The organism is Streptomyces sp. NBC_00207 (genome assembly GCF_045160965.1).
Taxonomy (GTDB): Bacteria; Actinomycetota; Actinomycetes; order Streptomycetales; family Streptomycetaceae; genus Streptomyces.
The window spans coordinates 9,063,033-9,078,247 of the sequence record NZ_CP130715.1 but is presented as its reverse complement, the minus strand read 5'-3'; the positions used below and the strand labels follow the sequence as shown (position 1 = coordinate 9,078,247).

Here is a 15,215-nt window from a genome sequence, read left to right as displayed (position 1 = left end):
CCCGGGAGAGAGGTGCGGGGTCGAGGTGACACGTGTCTATCGTGCAATGACGACGCTCGTCAATAGTTCGCAAGATATGCACGGCGGGCTCGTTCCATCCCTTGACCCGGGCGGTTCATATGCCGTAGCACTGACCCTCGTCAAATTCACGCTATGCCGTCACGGCAGCGGGCCCCCGATCCGTCAGGGAGTGAAGCACCATGACCGACGATCCATCGCGGCGCAGAATCCTCAAGAACAGCGGGGTGCTGGCCGGCGCCGCATTCCTCACCGGCCTTCCGGGCGGCCTCCCGGGCGCTCACGCGGCGCAGGCCGCACCCCGGGCGAACGAGCCCTCGCCCGTCGTGGACCTGCCCGCGGGCCGACTGCGCGGAGTCGTCGAGGGAGGGCTCGCCGTGTTCAAGGGCGTGCCCTACGCGGCGCCCCCTGTCGGCGCCCTCAGGTGGCGGCCCGCCCAGCCGCACCCCGGATGGCAGGGGACGCGCGAGGCGACCGCCTTCGGCCCGAGCGCACCGCAGCCCGAAGGGGGCGGCGGGCCGCTCGGCAACCACGGCGCGCCCCCGTTCAGCGAGGACTGCCTGACGCTCAACGTCTGGACCCCCGCGGCCGATGCCGGCAAGCGCCCCGTGCTGGTCTGGATCCACGGCGGCGGCTTCATCTCGGGTTCCGGCTCACTGCCCAACTACTCCGGCGAGACCTTCGCGCGCAACGGCGATCTCGTCGTCGTGACCCTCAACTACCGCCTGGGCCCGCTGGGATACCTCTACTTCGGCGAGGACGGCGCCGGCGGGAACTTCTGGTTCACCGACCAGCTCGCCGCGCTGCGCTGGGTACGGGACAACATCGCCGGGTTCGGCGGCGACCCGGACAACATCACGCTCGCGGGACAGTCCGGCGGCGCCTTCTCGGTGGCGGCACTCGCCGGTGCACGGCCCGCCGGCCGCCCGCTGTTCCGGCGGGCCATCCTGCAGAGCCCGCCGCTCGGGCTGAAGATCCCCACCCGGGCGGAGTCGCTGCAGCGCAGCGGAGCCTTTCTCGAGATCCTCAAGGCGCCGGACGTGGCCGCGCTGCGGGACGTGCCCTGGCCGCAGCTGGTCGCCGCCACCTTCGGGATGTTCGGCCGCACCAAGCAGTGGGGGTACTGGTCGACCCCGTACCTTCCGGTGATCGACGAGGTGACGCTGGACCGCAACCCGGCCGACCTGCTGCTCAGCGGCCCCGGGGCGGACATCGACGTCCTCATCGGCTGGACCCGGGAGGAGGCCAACTTCGCCTTCGCGCTCAACCCGGAGTACACCGGCGTGACCAAGGACCAGGTGCTCGCGCGGGCGCGGAACACCTTCGGAGCGCGGGCGGGCGAGGCCTACACCGCGTACGAGGAGGCCCGGCCGGGCGCCCGCCCGCTCGACGTGCTCATGGACCTGGTCGGCGACGACCTGTTCCGCATGCCGGCGGTGTCGCTGGCGGAGCGGCGGGCGGCCCGCGGGCGGCCGGTCTGGGCGTACCAGTTCGACCTTCCGACGCCCGCCGAGAACGGTCAGCTGGGGGCCGCGCACTGCCTGGAGCTGCCCTTCGCGTTCAACAACTTCGACAAGTGGTCGCAGGCGCCGTTCCTGGCGGGACTGAACCCCCGGGTCCGTGACGGCCTGGCCTCGACCATGCACGCATCCTGGATCTCCTTCATCCGCACCGGCGACCCCAACCACGGCCCCATGCCGAACTGGGCGCGCTACGAGCGCAGTTCCCGCACCACGATGCGGCTGGACTCGGTCACCTCCGCCGTCGACGACCTCGCCGGGTACTGGCGGCGCCTGCACCAGTCGACGGGACGCTGAGAGGCACGAGCCCAGGGCGAGCGGCCCTCCCGGAGCAGGACCCGGCCGGGAGGCCGCACGCGCGGGTGCGCCCGAAGGCCGGCCTGGACGCGAGCCGGAGTCGTCATCACCGTCGGCCTCGGGCCCGACGGCGCCGGGCCCGGGTGAGCCGGTCCGCCTCCGGGGGACCCTTTCGGGTGAGCCGGTTTGCGCGATCACCGTGCGTCGCACCATGATCACCTTCCGTGAAGATCGATTCCGTGTGGGCCGGTGTCTCCCGGACCAGCGAGCCCAGGCCCCCCTTCAGAAGCATGAAGGCCCGTCAACTCCTCGTGCTGCCCGTGCGGTTGCCCGCTTCGCCCTGTTCCCGGGGCATCGGCCGGACGCATTCGGGAGCGGCATGACCACGACCATTCCCCACGCGCCCGCCGCCCGGTCCGGCACGAGCCCTGCCGACATCGCATTCCACTACGACGTCGGCAACGAGTTCTACGCCCTCTGGCTCGACCGCACGATGAGCTATTCGGCGGCCCTGTGGGACGGCATCGACGGTGACCCTGCCGACGGGGACGTTCTCGCCCGTGCACAGCGCGCCAAGCTCGATCACCACCTGGACCTGGCGGGCGCCCGGGGCCACAGCACCGGGTTCCGGCTCCTCGACGTCGGCTGCGGCTGGGGCGGCATGGCGGCCCACGCCGTCGGCTCGGGACGGGTGCAGCAGGTCACCGGGCTCACCCTCTCCCCCGCCCAGCACGCCCACATGACCGACCGGGCTCTGCCCGGCGTGCTGCCCCTGCTGGAAAGCTGGGACGCGCACACCGCCGTCCGGCCGTACGACGGAATCGTTTCGGTGGGGGCGTTCGAGCACTTCGTCACCGACCGCATGGGCGCGGAACAACGCCTCGCCGTCTACGGCGCGTACTTCGAGAAGTGCCACGGCTGGCTGAAGCCCGGCGGTCGGATGTCCCTGCAGACCATCGCGTACGACGACCAGACCGGGCCGGACGGGCCGGTGGGCCGGTTCGTGGCCGCGAGCATCTTCCCCGGGATGACCCTGCCCCGGCTGGCCGAGATCACCGCGGCCTGCGACCCGTACTTCTCGGTCACCGTGCTGAGCGCCTCGCCCGACGACTACGCACGGACGCTGCGCGGCTGGTCGGCGCGGTTGCTGCGAGCGCGCGAGCAGGCGGATGAGCTGGTGGGGCCGGAAGGCTTCAGGCGCTACCGGCTGTACCTGCGGGCGTCCGAGAGCACGTTCCTGCGACGCGCGGCCACGCTCTACCGGATCGGGTTCCGACGGCGTGACGAGCCCCTGAGGACGGCCCCGGCGGTGCGCGGCGGTGCAGTGGGGTCCGTATCGTGACCCGGCGCGGGGCGTGGGCGGCGACGGCGGTCGTCTGCTCGGCGCTGTTCCTGATCGGCCTGGACTTCACCGTGCTGAACGTGGCGATCCCCGGGCTCCGGCAGGACCTCGGCCCGTCCATGGCCGAGACCCAGTGGATCGTCGACGGTTACGCCCTCACCCTCGGCGCCTGCGTGCTGGCCGCCGGAACGCTGAGCGACTCGTACGGCAGGAGGCGGGCCTTCCTCGCCGGGCTGGCCGTCTGCGCCCTCGCCTCCCTGGGCGGGGCGCTGGCCGACAGCCCCGCGCAGGTGGTGGCGGCCCGGTGCGGGATGGGGCTGGGCGCCGCGCTGTTCATGCCCGCGACGCTGGCGACCATCGCCCACGTGTTCCGGGAGGCCGCCGCCGACCGTCGCCGGGCGATGTCGCTGTGGGCCGCCGTGGCCGGGATCGGCACGCTCACCGGGCCGGTCGCGGGCGGCTGGCTGGTGGAGCACAGCTCCTGGCGGGCGGCCTTCTGGCTCAATGTGCCGGTGGCGCTCGCCGTGTTCGCGGTCGCGGTGGTGTTCGTTCCCGAGTCCACCGGCCCGCGCCCGCGGCCGCTCGACCGGGCGGGGGCCCTGCTGTCGTCGGGCGGGCTGCTCGCGCTGGTGTGGGGCATCATCGAGGCGCCCGGGCGGGGCTGGCTCAGCGGGCCCGTGCTGGCCGCGTTCCTGGTGGCGGCCGTGCTGATGGCGGTGTTCGCCTGGTGGCAGCGGCGGTGCCCGGCGCCGATGCTTCCACCCGCGGTGGCGCGCGACGGTGGGGTGGGGGCGGCTTCTGTGGCTCTCGCGCTGATGTCGTTCGCGGTGTTCGGTGCGATGTTCATCGTCACGCTGTACCTCCAGCAGGTGCGGGGGATGAGCCCGTTGGAGGCGGGGCTGCGCATCACCCCGCTGTCCGTCGGCCTGGCCGTCGGCGCGGGCGCGGCGGCCGTGGTGTCGAAGCGGTACGGGGCCCGGGCATCCGTGACGGCGGGCCTGGTCCTGATCGCCGCGGGGTGCGCCGTCCTCGCCGGCGACACCCACGTGCTGGCCTTCGAGGGGCTCGCCGGGTTCGGGGCGGGGCTGGTGGCTCCCGTCGCCACGGAGACCCTGATGGCGGCGGTTCCGGAGGAGTCCTCCGGCCTCGGCTCGGCCCTCAACGACGCTTCGCGGCAGGTCGGTTCCACGCTGGGCGTGGCCGTCCTCGGCTCGGTCCTGGCCACCGTGTCGACCGGGGACTCCGCGCCGGTCGCCGCCGGGGGCGACGCGTTCGTACGGGGCATGGCGGCGGCGGCCTGGACCGCGGCCGCGCTGACCCTGGCGGGCGCGGCCCTCGCCTGGTTCCGCCTGCCGGGCCCCGAGGGGACGCCGGGGCGGTCCTCCGCCGGGGAAACCGCTTCGGTACCGGAGCCGCTTCCGGTCCAGGGCCTGACGCCCGAGGCCGTACGCCGTCCGTAAGCGCCCGCGCACCGACTCGAAGTGCACCAAAATCCACGCGACCGAGGGACGTCCATCTCCATGCCCGCTGTCTCCACCCCCAGGCCCGGACCGAGCGGGCGGCGGCGCGTCATCGCCACCGCCGCCCGCCTCTACACCCGTTTGCTGATGAAGCATCCGCCCGAACGCCACGTCACGCCGTCGCCCGACGGACGGTACGGGCCGGAGCAGGGCGAGCCGCTGCCCCTGCTGCTGCTCGGTGACTCCCTGGCCCGCGGCGTGGGAGCCCGGGCCGCCGAGGAGACGCTCGGCGCCCGGCTGGCCCACGCCCTGGCCGAGAGCACCGGCTGCCCGGTGCACCTGCGCGTCCTGGCCCGGGCCGGCAGCACCACCGCCGCGCTGCACCGCCAGCTCGACCGCATCGGCACCGTCGAACGCGGGATCGCCGTGGTGATCATCGGCAGCAACGACACCCTGATCCCCACCTCCATCGCCCGCGCCGCCCGCCATTTCGAGCGCGCGGTCGAACGGTTGCGGGAGGCCGGCCGGCAGGTCGTCGTCATGCCCTGCCCCGACCCCGGCAACGCCCCGGGTTTCCGTGCGCCGGTCCGCTGGGCGGCCTCGCGCCGGGCCCGCAGGCTCGGGCGGATGCAGTCCCTCACCGCCGCGCGGCTCGGCGCGCTCATCGCCGCCTCGGCGGTCGACGACTTCCGCATCCGGGCCGCCGAGCTCCTCGGCCCGGACCGGGTCCACCCGTCACCCCGGGGGTACGCCGAGCACGCCGTACGCGTACTCCCCACCCTCCTCGCCGCGACGGCGGCCCATCGTGCGTCCGAGCAGGCGGCCGGGCCCGTGGCCGCGGCGGGTGACCGGCTGCAGGAAACCGCCTAGGTCCTAGGCGGTACCGGGGCCTGGCGGCTCCTCCGCCAGGCCCGTGACCTCCTGTACGTGACGCAGGCCGGGTGCGGCGAGTACCGCGTTCAGCTGCTGGAAGATCTGCCGTGCGGCGACCGCGTTCCAGTCGGCGGGCAGCAGTTCGGCGGGCAGGCCCGGGTCGAGGTACGGCAGGCGGCGCCACTGGGTGAGCATCGGGACATAGGCGCGGAAGGCCTCGCCGCCGTCGATCTCGCGCTGCTCGGTCAGCTGGGCGGCGAGGGGTCCGTAGGCCTCGGTGAAGCCGGCGTACTGCTCCTCGATCGCCGGGAAGTCCCACCAGGAGCTGACGGTCTCGGGGAGCTCGCTGAAGGCGGCGTAGTCGGCGGCGAACAGGTGCACGTAGTCGCTGAGTCCGAGGCGGACGAGCATGTCGCGGGCGTCGCCGAGGAGGCGGCCCGGCGCCAGCCACACGCCCGGGGCGATGTTGCCGAAGCCGAGCCAGGTCAGCCGGGTGCGCAGCTGGTAGCGGTAGGACCGCTCGGACTCGGGCACGGAGAAGACGGCCATCGCCCAGCCGTCGCTCAGCTTCGCCGGTTCCAGGCTGCCGAAGATGCGCCGGTCGCCCTCGTCGAAGACGGGCTGGGCGGCCGGGCTGAGCCGGTAGCCGGTGGCGCCCCGGCGCTCCGGTTCGAGGACGCCCTTCTTCTTGAGCCGGGAGATCGCCGAGCGCGCCGCCGGGCCGTCGACGTCCAGTTCGGACATCAGGGTGACCAGGTCGGCCACGGAGATCCAGCCTCCGAGGCGTCGCAGGAACGCCCCGTAGACCGTGTTGATCAACGAGCTGGGCCTGAGGGGACTGTCCGCCATGATCGCCTTCCGTCGTATGCGGTCGCGATCCTACCGAGCCGCGCGGACGCGGCGCCGTCCAGTCCCCGCCGGGCCCGGGTCAGAGGCGTGCGGCGCGTTCGAGGCGGCCCAGGTCCACGAACTTGAAGTCGGTGTCGGTGCGGGCCTCCCCGTCGGGACCGGTGGATTCGGGGGTGTTGGCGCCGTCCTGGACGACCAGCAGGCCGTTCGGGAACCTCTTGCCCAGCGGTGCGCTGGTGACGGCGGCTCCGTCGCACTCCTGCGAGCCGTCGGGGGCGCCCGGCCTGGTGCCCGCCGTGATGCGGAAGCTACGGACGTACGCGTTGCCGCGCCCGCGCTCGAAGACGGCGAAGGTGTCGTCGCCCTGGCTGGAGGCGAGCAGGTAGCCGCCGTGTCCGGGGTGCTCCGGGTCGCGCCAGATGGTCAGGCCCTCCACGTCGGCGGACACGTGCCGGCCGCCGAAGCCGGGGTCCGCGCCCGCGTCGCATTCCTCGGTCCCGGGGTTCCAGGTGCCGGGTACTCCGAAGGAGCGGACCTTCTCGATCAGCCGGGCGGGGGAACGCAGGTCGGCGTCCAGCTTCCAGATGCCGACGTCCTCCTGGCCCGCGTAGAGGTCGCCGGTGTCGGGATCGATGACCATGCCCTCGATCTGCGGGAGTTCGCCCGGTTCACCGCACGGGCTCCACGCCTTCCCGTCGGGCAGGGTGAAGGTGGAGGGCAGCGAGGTGGTGCGGACCGTGCGGTAGCCGACCTTCCCCCGGGCGTCGGGCAGGAGTTCGGCCAGTGCGAGGGCGGTGGCGTGGCGCCGGCTGGTGACCGCGAAGGAACGGCCGCTGCGACGGTCGGTGTACGCGGCCAGGCCGTACACGGTCCGCTGGTCGTTGACCTCGTCCTGGCCTGCGGAGAAGACCTGCGGGGCCGCCGACTCGTCGGTGACGTCGACCAGGGGTGCGGAGGGCCGGCGGGGGTCGATCCGGTAGACGCGCAGCTGGTCGCGGCCCCGGTCGGAGACGACGGCCACGTCGTGGCGGGCGCCGCCGGGGAAGCGGAGCCCGGTGATCAGGTCGACGTTGTTGAAGCGCCCGGGCGCGTCGCCGTCCCTCGGCGGGGGCGGGGCCGGGAGGGACTGCACCTGGCGCCCGTCCAGGTCGTACACGCGCAGGCCGCCCTCCTTGGCGGTGGCGATGACCAGACTGCGGTCCGGGTCCTTCTCGTTGCGCCAGATCGCGGGGTCGTCGGCGTTCGCGTTGCCGCCGGCCTCGTCGTCGAACAGGGAGGGCGTCTCCAGGGAGGCCTGCACCTGCGGCAGCGCCGCCGCCGCGCCGTGGTCTCCGCGGGCGTGCGCCGGCCCGGCGACCACTCCCAGGGCCACGAGGGTCGCCACGGCCACGACCGGCGTCCGCCTTCTCCTGATCACGCTCATCCTGCCTCCTGCTCATGGTATTCGGTGGGGGGCCTGGCCGCGGTTCGAACCCCTGGGGGCGCTCCCGGGCCGGCGCCACCACCGTGGTCCACCTGCGGGTGACCGCCATGGAGCAGACATGACGTGCACATGACCGAGCTGTGAAATCCCCGCAGCCGCGCGGCTTTCTTAGCGGAACGTTAGATCTGCGTGCCGGAGCTTGTCCGGGTACAACGGCCGACGCATGCTCGGGACACTTCCCCGCCACCGGGGCGTTTCTCCCTCTCCCCTCGGGGACTTCCGTCAGGAGCCGCCATGTCCGCGTCCGCCGTCATGCCCGCTTCACCGCCCGGGGACGAGCGCAAGAAGCGCCGTCTCGCCCTGATCGGCGGGTCGCTCGGCAACCTGGTCGAGTGGTACGACTGGTTCGTCTACGCCAGCTTCGCGATCTACTTCGCCGACTCCTTCTTCCCCGGCGACAATCCGACCACGCAGCTGATGAACACGGCGGGCATCTTCGCCGTCGGCTTCCTGATGCGCCCCGTCGGCGGGTGGATCCTCGGCCGCGCCGCCGACCGGCACGGCCGCAAGAGCGCCCTCACCCTCACCGTCACCATGATGTCGGTGGCCGCCCTGCTGATCGCCGTGGCCCCGACCTACGGCCAGGCCGGCTACTTCGGCGCGCTGGTGCTGCTGCTCGCACGCCTGCTCCAGGGGATGAGCATCGGCGGCGAGTACGCGGCCAGCGCCACCTACCTGACCGAGGCGTCGGCCCGCAACCGGCGCGGCCTCGGCTCCTCCTTCCAGTACGTGTCGATGACCTGCGGCCAGCTGCTCGGCCTGGGCATCCTGATCACGATGCAGCACACCCTCACCACCGCCCAGTTGGAGAGCTGGGGGTGGCGGATCCCGTTCGTCCTCGGGGCGTTGTTCGCGGTGGTCGTCTTCTGGCTGCGGCGCCGGCTCCAGGAGACCGACGCGTTCAAGGAGGAGTCGTCGGGCGAGGACGCCCACGACGACAGCACGCGCGGCACGCTCAAGGCCCTGTGGCTCTACCGGCGGCAGGCGGGCCTGGTCATGGCGCTCACCCTCGGCGGCACCGTGGCCTACTACACCTACACCACCTACCTCACCAAGTACCTGGTCGGCAGCGCGGGCATGCCGAAGACGACCGCCACCCTGGTCAGCTTCACCGCGCTGACCCTCTTCGCCGTGCTGCAGCCCTTCGCCGGGATGCTGTCCGACCGGATCGGCCGCCGTCCGCTGCTGATCACCTTCGCGGTGGGCTGCACCGTCGGCACGTACCCGATCATGACCGCCCTCGGGTCGGCGACCTCGTACTGGTCCGCGCTCGGCCTGTCCCTGCTGGCCCTGGTCGTCATCACCGGCTACACCTCGATCAACGCGGCGGTGAAGGCGGAGCTGTTCCCGACCCGGGTGCGCGCCCTGGGCGTGGCGCTGCCGTACGCGATCGCCAATGCGCTGTTCGGCGGCACGGCGGAGTACGTGGCGCTGTGGTTCAAGAACAGCGGCCACGAGAAGATGTTCTTCTGGTACGTCTCCGGGTGCGCCCTCGTCTCCCTCGTGACGTACGTCCTGATGCCGGACACCCGCAACGCCGCGCTCAGCCGCGCCGAGGCCGAGGCCGACTCCGGTGCCGGGAGCGAGACCGGTGCCGGTGCCGGTGCCGGCACCGGTGAAACCCCGGGACGTCCGGCGGCGGCTCCCGTAAGCTGAGCCGCCCCGGTCACAGGTCGCGAGGGAACTGTCCATGCACGCGCTTCTCGTCGAGGACGACGACCGGATGGCCCGGGCCCTCGGCACCGCTCTCGCCCAGCGCGGCCACACGGTGCGCCGGGTGGGCCGGGCCCTGGACGCCCTGCGGCACGTGCACGAGGCCGAGTTCGTCCTGCTGGACCTGGGCCTTCCCGACCTCGACGGGCTCGAACTGCTGCGGCGGCTGCGGACCGTCTGCGACGCGCCCCTGATCGTGGTGACCGCGCGCTGCGAGGAGCGCGACATCGTGCAGGGGCTGCGGGCGGGCGCCGACGACTACGTCGTGAAGCCGTTCCGGATGGCCGAGCTGATGGCCCGCATCGACACGGTACGCCGGCGGACGGACACCCGCTCCGGCCGGGCGGGCGCCCATCCCGCCGACGCCACCGGCGCCGGTGCAAGGCCGGTCCGCACCGGGGACGTCGAGGTCGACCTGGCGGGCCGCACCGTCACCGTGGCGGGCGCCGAAGTGCGGCTGACCCGACGCGAGTTCGACGTTCTCGCCTTCCTCGCCGCCCGCCCGGACGAGGTGCATTCCCGCGAGGTGATCCTGGACCGGATCTGGGGGGACGTCTTCCTCGCCGCCTCCCGCTCCCTGGACGTGCACGTGGCCGGCATCCGCGCGAAGACCGGCCGCTCCCACCTCGTGCGCACGGTCCGCGGTTTCGGCTACCAGCTCGGCTCCCCCGCCGCACCCGCGGAGGGGGGCGGCACCCGATGAGGCGCCGGCTCCTCGCCGTGCTGATGGTGCTCATGGGCGCCGCGGCCCTGCTGCTCTGCGTCCCCCTGGCCGACGCCTACGCGCGCGGCCGCACCGAGCACCTGCTCCTGCAACGGCGTTCGGAGGCCGTGCGGTTCGCCGATCTCGCCGAGCGGATGCGCACCGCCGCCGACCGGGCGGAGCTCTCGGCCGAGATCGGCCGCTACGCCGAGCTGTACGGAGCCGGGGTGGTGGTGGTCGACACGGCGGGAGAGACCATCGCGCGGGCCGGAGCGGGGCCCGCGTACCGGGCCGCCACGGACGCGGCCACCGCTACCGGAACGGGTACGCGTACGGACACGGGCGACGCCGGCGCCTCCCCCGAAGCCCCTTCCGCAGCGACGGAGGCCCGTAGCCGCGCCCTCACCGGCCGCTCCACCGACCGGCTGCCCACACTGCGCCCCTGGGGTCCGAGGACCGTCGTGCTCGCCGAACCGGTGGGCCGGGACGAGCGGGTCAGCGGGGCGGTCCTGCTGGCCGTCCCCACCGACGCCGCCCGCCGGGACGTGGCGGTCCGCTGGTCGCTCATCGCCGCCGGGGCGGTCGCCGCCTTCGCGGCGGCCGCCCTGGTCGCGGCGGGGATCGCGCGCTGGCTGATGCGCCCGCTCCTCGACCTGGACCGGGCGGTGGAGCGGTTGACGGCCGGCAGCCTCCAGGCACGGGCCGTCTCCGACACCGGGCCTCCGGAACTGCGCCATCTGCGCCGGCACTTCAACACCATGGCGGAGGCCATGGCCGACTCCATCGGCCGCCAGCGCGACTTCGTCGCCGACGCCTCACACCAGCTGCGCAACCCGCTGGCCACCCTGGTGCTGCAGCTGGAGAACGTGGAGCCGCACATCGTTCCCGGTCCCGGCCTCACCGAGCACACCCGCGCCCTGGACGAGGCCGAGCGCCTGGAGGAACTCCTCGACGGCCTGCTGTCCCTGGCACGGGTGGAGTCCGGCACGGCGGAGCCGGGCGTCCAGGACGTGGTGCAGGCGGTACGGGACCGGGTGACGGCCTGGACCCCGGTCTTCCGCGCCGCGGGACTGCGCCTGACCGCCACAGGCCTGCCGGGCGAGCTGCGGGCGCGGGCCCTGCCCGACGCGGCGGGCCGGATCCTGGACGCGCTCCTCGACAACGCCGTCAAGTTCGTGCCGCGTGACGGCCGGGTCGAGGTGTTCGCCACACGTGCGGCCGACGGGAGCGCGGTGGTCCGGGTCGCGGACGACGGCCCGGGCGTGCCGGAGGACCAACTGGCGCTTCTGCTCAGGCGTTTCGCGCGTTCTCCCGAGCACCAGAACGTGCGCGGCAGCGGCCTGGGACTGGCCATCGCCGACGAGCTCGCCCGCGGCAGCGGCGGTGGGCTGGACGTCCGCGGGAACGTGCCGCACGGTCTGGTCGCCGAGCTCCGCCTCCCGGCCCCGTGACCGCTCAGCCGTACACCGACCGGTAGTAGGCGACCGCCCCCGGGTGGAGCGGCACCTCACCGGTCGAGATGGCGAACCGGGGCTCCAGCCGCGCCCCCGCCGTGACCTCGCGCAGCAGGTCGCGCCATTGCTCGAACACGACGTGGAGCAGCTCGCGCGCGGCGTCCTCCCCCACGTCCGAACGGGCCAGGAGGTAGTTGCCGACCCCGATGGTCGCGACCGGCTCCGCGAGCCCGTACACCCCGGCCGGCAGTGTGACCGCCGAGTAGGCGGGGGCGTACCGCTCCCGCAGCGCGCCCACGTAGCCGTCGAGGGGCAGGAAGCGCAGCGGCAGCTCGCGCGCCAGCCCCGACAGCGCCGGTGTGGGCACGCCCCCGGACCAGAACAGCGCGTCGACGTCGCCCTCGCGCAGCGCCCCGACGGAGGCGGCGAGGCCCAGCCGCCGCGCGCGGGCCGGCGCGGGGCCCTCGCTCAGCCCGGCCGCCCGCAGGACCCGTTCCGCCACGACCTGTACGCCCGAGCCCTCCGCGCCGGCCGCGACCGGACGCCCTGCGAGGTCCTGGACCGCGCGCACCGGCCCCTCCGCCGGGACGAGCAGGTGTGTGTAGTTCACGTACACCCGGGCCAGTGCCGTCACCGCGGCCGGCCGGGAGAACGACTCGCGCCCGAGTACCGCGTCCTCGGCCACGTCCGCCATGGCCAGCGCCAGTTCCACGGAGCCGTCGTCCAGCCGGCTCAGGTTGTCCACGCTGGCCGCGGTGCTGACGGGCACGATCTCGAGCGGTCGGCCGCTCGCGGCGACGGCCTGGGCGAGGGCTTTCCCGAAGGCGTTGTACGGCCCGCCCTCCGGCCCCGTCGCGAGCCGCAGCCGGCCTACCGGTCCGGCCTCGCCCGAGCATCCGCCCAGTGCCCCGGCTAGGGCGCCGAGCCCGGCGGCCATCACCCGTCGGCGGCTGGGCGCTGTGCTGGTCACCGTCCAAGCCTAGGGGGTGTCGCCGTGGTGGCGGAGGGCGGCTCCGCGGCCCGGCATGGCAGAGTCCTCCCATGGTCATTTCGATACGCGGGCCGCGCCGTTGCTCCGCCGCGGCCGCTCTTCTCCTGAGCGCTGCCCTGTCCCTGACCGCCTGCGGTGAGCGCCGCGGCACGGACGCGGCGCCCGCGGCCCCGGGCGCGCTCCCGACCGCGAGCCCGAGTGCGGCCCACGGTGCGAGTCCCGGTGCCCCCGGCGCCTCTCCGTACGTGGAGCCCGGCGCCGGCGACGGCGCTCCGCACCACGGGGAGAACAACGCGCACCGCCGATCCGGCGAGATGTCCCCCTCCAGTGCGAAGGATGCCCGGAAGGAGGCCGACCGGATCGAGCCCGTGCTCAAGCGGCTCTGGGAGGAGGGGAAGTGGGACCCCGCGAGCGTGCGGTCGGCCCTGCGGCCGCTCGGATACGAGGAGGAGAAGACCGGGCCGAAGGGCGAACGGCTCGGCGGGACGCTCAGCGTGCGGGAGATGGAGCCGCGCTTCCAGGCCGACCACTACGTCACGCCGGAGGGGACCCGCGTCGGGCTGTGGGTCCATGACGACGCCTGTGTCACGGCGTTCGTGCAGAAGACCAACTACCAGGTGAGGGCGAACGGCCCGTACATGGAGAGCGGCTGCTTCGAACCGCCCTTCGCCCACTGAGGCCCGCGCCCCGATGCTCTACCACCACGTCGACGTCTTCACCGGCCATCCGTACAGCGGCAACAGCCTCGCGGTGTTCCCCGAGGCGGATGCGCTGACCGGCGGACAGATGCAGGCCGTCACCCGCGAACTGCGCCACTTCGAGTCCGTCTTCCTGCTCCGCGACGGCGCGTCCGCGCACCCCCGGCGGGCGCGGGCCCGTGTCTTCGACCTCACCGGGGAACTGGACTTCGCCGGTCATCCCCTCATCGGCGCCGCCGCCGTACTGCACGCCCTCCACGGCGGCGCCGGCCACGAGGCCTGGACCCTGCGGCTGCCGGCCCGGACGGTGGAGGTCACCACCGAGCGCCGCGGTCCGGGCCGGTACACGAGCCTCCTCGACCAGGGCGCCGCCGCCTTCCTCGGCCGCCCCGACCCGCACGGCCTCGCCGCCCTGTTCGCCCTCGGACCGGACGACCTGGACCCCGGCCTGCCGCCGGAGGTCGTCTCCACGGGCCTGCGCTACCTGGTGCTCCCCGTACGCGGCGACGCGCTGGCCCGCGCCCGCGTCACCACCCCCCTCGACGGGCCCCTGGCCCGCATCGGCGCCCAGTTCGCCTACCTCCTGGACGCCGGGGCCCTGGAGGGACGGCACTGGAACAACGACGGGGTCCTCGAGGACGTCGCCACCGGCAGCGGCGCGGGCTGCGCCGCCGCCTACCTGCGCCGGCACGGCCGCATCGGCGCCGGTGAGCCGGCCGTTCTGCGCCAGGGCCGGTTCACCGGCCGCCCCAGCGAGATGACCGTCACCGCCGACGGTCACGGCGAGGACGTCCGCTCCGTGCGCGTCGGGGGCGGCGTCGCCTTCGTCGCGGAGGGCCGGCTGCGCGAACTGCCGCCGGGCTGAGGGCCCGTACGGCGTCCGGCGCGCCCTGCCGACCGGGTTCGGGCCGAGCGGGGCGTCGGTGGTCCTGGGCCGGTGTTCAGTGCTGCCCGAGGATCGCGGGGGCGGCTGCCCGGGCGCGGCGGCGGGCGGTCAGGAAGGAAATGCCGACGACGGTACCGGCGAGGGCGAGGAGCGCACCCAGGGCCAGGGCGATGGCGACCACGAGCAGCCAGGTGGGCTTCGGGACGGCCTTGCCCCGGACGTCCTCGGTGGGGAGGGTGCCGTGGCCCTTGCCGGCCAGGTAGTCGGCGTCGTGCGAGAGGCCGCGGTTGTCACCCATGACCAGTACCCGCCCTTCGGGGACATGTACGTCGAAGGGCACGGCCGAGGGCGGGGAGCCGGCTGCCAGGTAGGGCTCGGCGAGGGGCTCCCCGTTGAGCGTCAGGGCGGGATCCCCCGTCGCGTACGAGAGCCGGTCGCCCGCGACCGCCAGGACCCGCCCGCCGATGCCGATGCCTTCGACGCCCTCCGGATCGGAGACCACGGCGACGTCCCCGCGGTGGATGCGTTCCTCGCCGGACAGTTCGTACCAGATGGCCGCGCCGCGGGGAGACGTCGGCGCCATGAAATCGTCCCCCATGCGCTGGGCGTCGTACCCCCCTGGCGCAAAGAACACCCCGATCGTGACCAGCGCTGCCAGGACCGTCTTCACCCCCATGACCAGGAGGATGATCGCCCATGTCCCGCGTCTGCGTGCCGGCCCGTTTCCCACGTCGTCCCCCCATGATCATCCGTCTGGGGGAAGAGTACGTCGGCGTGGGCCGTTCAGGCGTCTTCAACGCCGGACGCGACAACACGGTCGGCTCCCACAACGGGGAGACTCGGCCGCCGTCCGGACGGCCCCGTCCCCGTCCCCGGCCGCATCGGCACCCCGGAATTCGCCGGCTCGGCGCCGAATTCGGCGCGAATT

Annotated in this window: 13 protein-coding genes; 9 read left to right on the top strand and 4 right to left on the bottom strand. The window is 73.9% G+C overall.

The genetic code is table 11. The annotated features are described in order from the left end of the window. Window positions 1–200 precede the first annotated feature (200 nt). From OG472_RS41935 to OG472_RS41920, 4 genes are all read left to right on the top strand, one after another. A complete protein-coding gene (locus tag OG472_RS41935; protein WP_405943043.1) occupies window positions 201–1,835 on the top strand; it encodes a carboxylesterase/lipase family protein in 1,635 nt (544 codons plus the stop codon). Window positions 1,836–2,214: 379 nt separating this feature from the next. Beyond that, the gene (locus OG472_RS41930) at window positions 2,215–3,177 is read left to right on the top strand and encodes a class I SAM-dependent methyltransferase (RefSeq protein WP_405943042.1); all 963 of its coding nucleotides are present in this window, start codon (window positions 2,215–2,217) and stop codon (window positions 3,175–3,177) included. Next, entirely contained in the window at window positions 3,174–4,637 is a 1,464-nt protein-coding gene (locus OG472_RS41925) for an MFS transporter (protein WP_405943041.1), read from the top strand. Before OG472_RS41930 ends, OG472_RS41925 begins: the two co-directional genes overlap by 4 nt. Before the next feature lie 60 nt (window positions 4,638–4,697). After that, window positions 4,698–5,507: a GDSL-type esterase/lipase family protein gene (locus OG472_RS41920; protein ID WP_405834526.1), complete on the top strand. Its 810-nt coding sequence runs from the start codon at window positions 4,698–4,700 to the stop codon at window positions 5,505–5,507. 3 nt (window positions 5,508–5,510) lie between these two features. Here OG472_RS41920 and OG472_RS41915 read toward each other — a convergent pair whose 3' ends face one another. Next, complete coding sequence (locus tag OG472_RS41915) at window positions 5,511–6,359, bottom strand: PaaX family transcriptional regulator C-terminal domain-containing protein (protein WP_401611723.1); 849 nt, start codon at window positions 6,357–6,359, stop codon at window positions 5,511–5,513. Window positions 6,360–6,438: 79 nt separating this feature from the next. Next, window positions 6,439–7,782, bottom strand: coding sequence for a phytase (locus OG472_RS41910; RefSeq protein WP_405943040.1), 1,344 nt, complete (start codon window positions 7,780–7,782; stop codon window positions 6,439–6,441). Between the two features lie 312 nt (window positions 7,783–8,094). Here OG472_RS41910 and OG472_RS41905 point away from each other — a divergent pair, with 312 nt between their 5' ends. From OG472_RS41905 to OG472_RS41895, 3 genes are read left to right on the top strand one after another with little or no spacing between them, the layout of a single operon-like run. Then, complete coding sequence (locus tag OG472_RS41905) at window positions 8,095–9,498, top strand: MFS transporter (protein ID WP_405835028.1); 1,404 nt, start codon at window positions 8,095–8,097, stop codon at window positions 9,496–9,498. Window positions 9,499–9,532: 34 nt separating this feature from the next. Then, window positions 9,533–10,258: a response regulator transcription factor gene (locus OG472_RS41900; RefSeq protein ID WP_405834522.1), complete on the top strand. Its 726-nt coding sequence runs from the start codon at window positions 9,533–9,535 to the stop codon at window positions 10,256–10,258. Further along, window positions 10,255–11,709 (top strand): ATP-binding protein, encoded by a 1,455-nt coding sequence (locus OG472_RS41895; protein ID WP_405943039.1) that lies wholly within the window; start codon window positions 10,255–10,257, stop codon window positions 11,707–11,709. The genes OG472_RS41900 and OG472_RS41895 overlap by 4 nt, the downstream gene beginning before the upstream one ends. A 4-nt stretch (window positions 11,710–11,713) precedes the next feature. Here the strand turns inward: OG472_RS41895 and OG472_RS41890 are convergent, their stop codons facing one another. Next, entirely contained in the window at window positions 11,714–12,682 is a 969-nt protein-coding gene (locus tag OG472_RS41890; RefSeq protein ID WP_405834518.1) for a TAXI family TRAP transporter solute-binding subunit, read from the bottom strand. Window positions 12,683–12,753: 71 nt separating this feature from the next. Between OG472_RS41890 and OG472_RS41885 the strand changes: the two genes are divergently transcribed. Both OG472_RS41885 and OG472_RS41880 read left to right on the top strand, forming a co-directional pair. Further along, a complete protein-coding gene (locus tag OG472_RS41885; protein WP_405834516.1) occupies window positions 12,754–13,380 on the top strand; it encodes a hypothetical protein in 627 nt (208 codons plus the stop codon). 13 nt (window positions 13,381–13,393) lie between these two features. Next, the gene (locus tag OG472_RS41880) at window positions 13,394–14,266 is read left to right on the top strand and encodes a PhzF family phenazine biosynthesis protein (protein WP_405943038.1); all 873 of its coding nucleotides are present in this window, start codon (window positions 13,394–13,396) and stop codon (window positions 14,264–14,266) included. A gap of 76 nt (window positions 14,267–14,342) precedes the next feature. Here OG472_RS41880 and lepB read toward each other — a convergent pair whose 3' ends face one another. Then, window positions 14,343–14,963 (bottom strand): signal peptidase I, encoded by a 621-nt coding sequence (gene lepB, locus OG472_RS41875; RefSeq protein WP_401611739.1) that lies wholly within the window; start codon window positions 14,961–14,963, stop codon window positions 14,343–14,345. Between the last annotated feature and the right edge of the window lie 252 nt (window positions 14,964–15,215).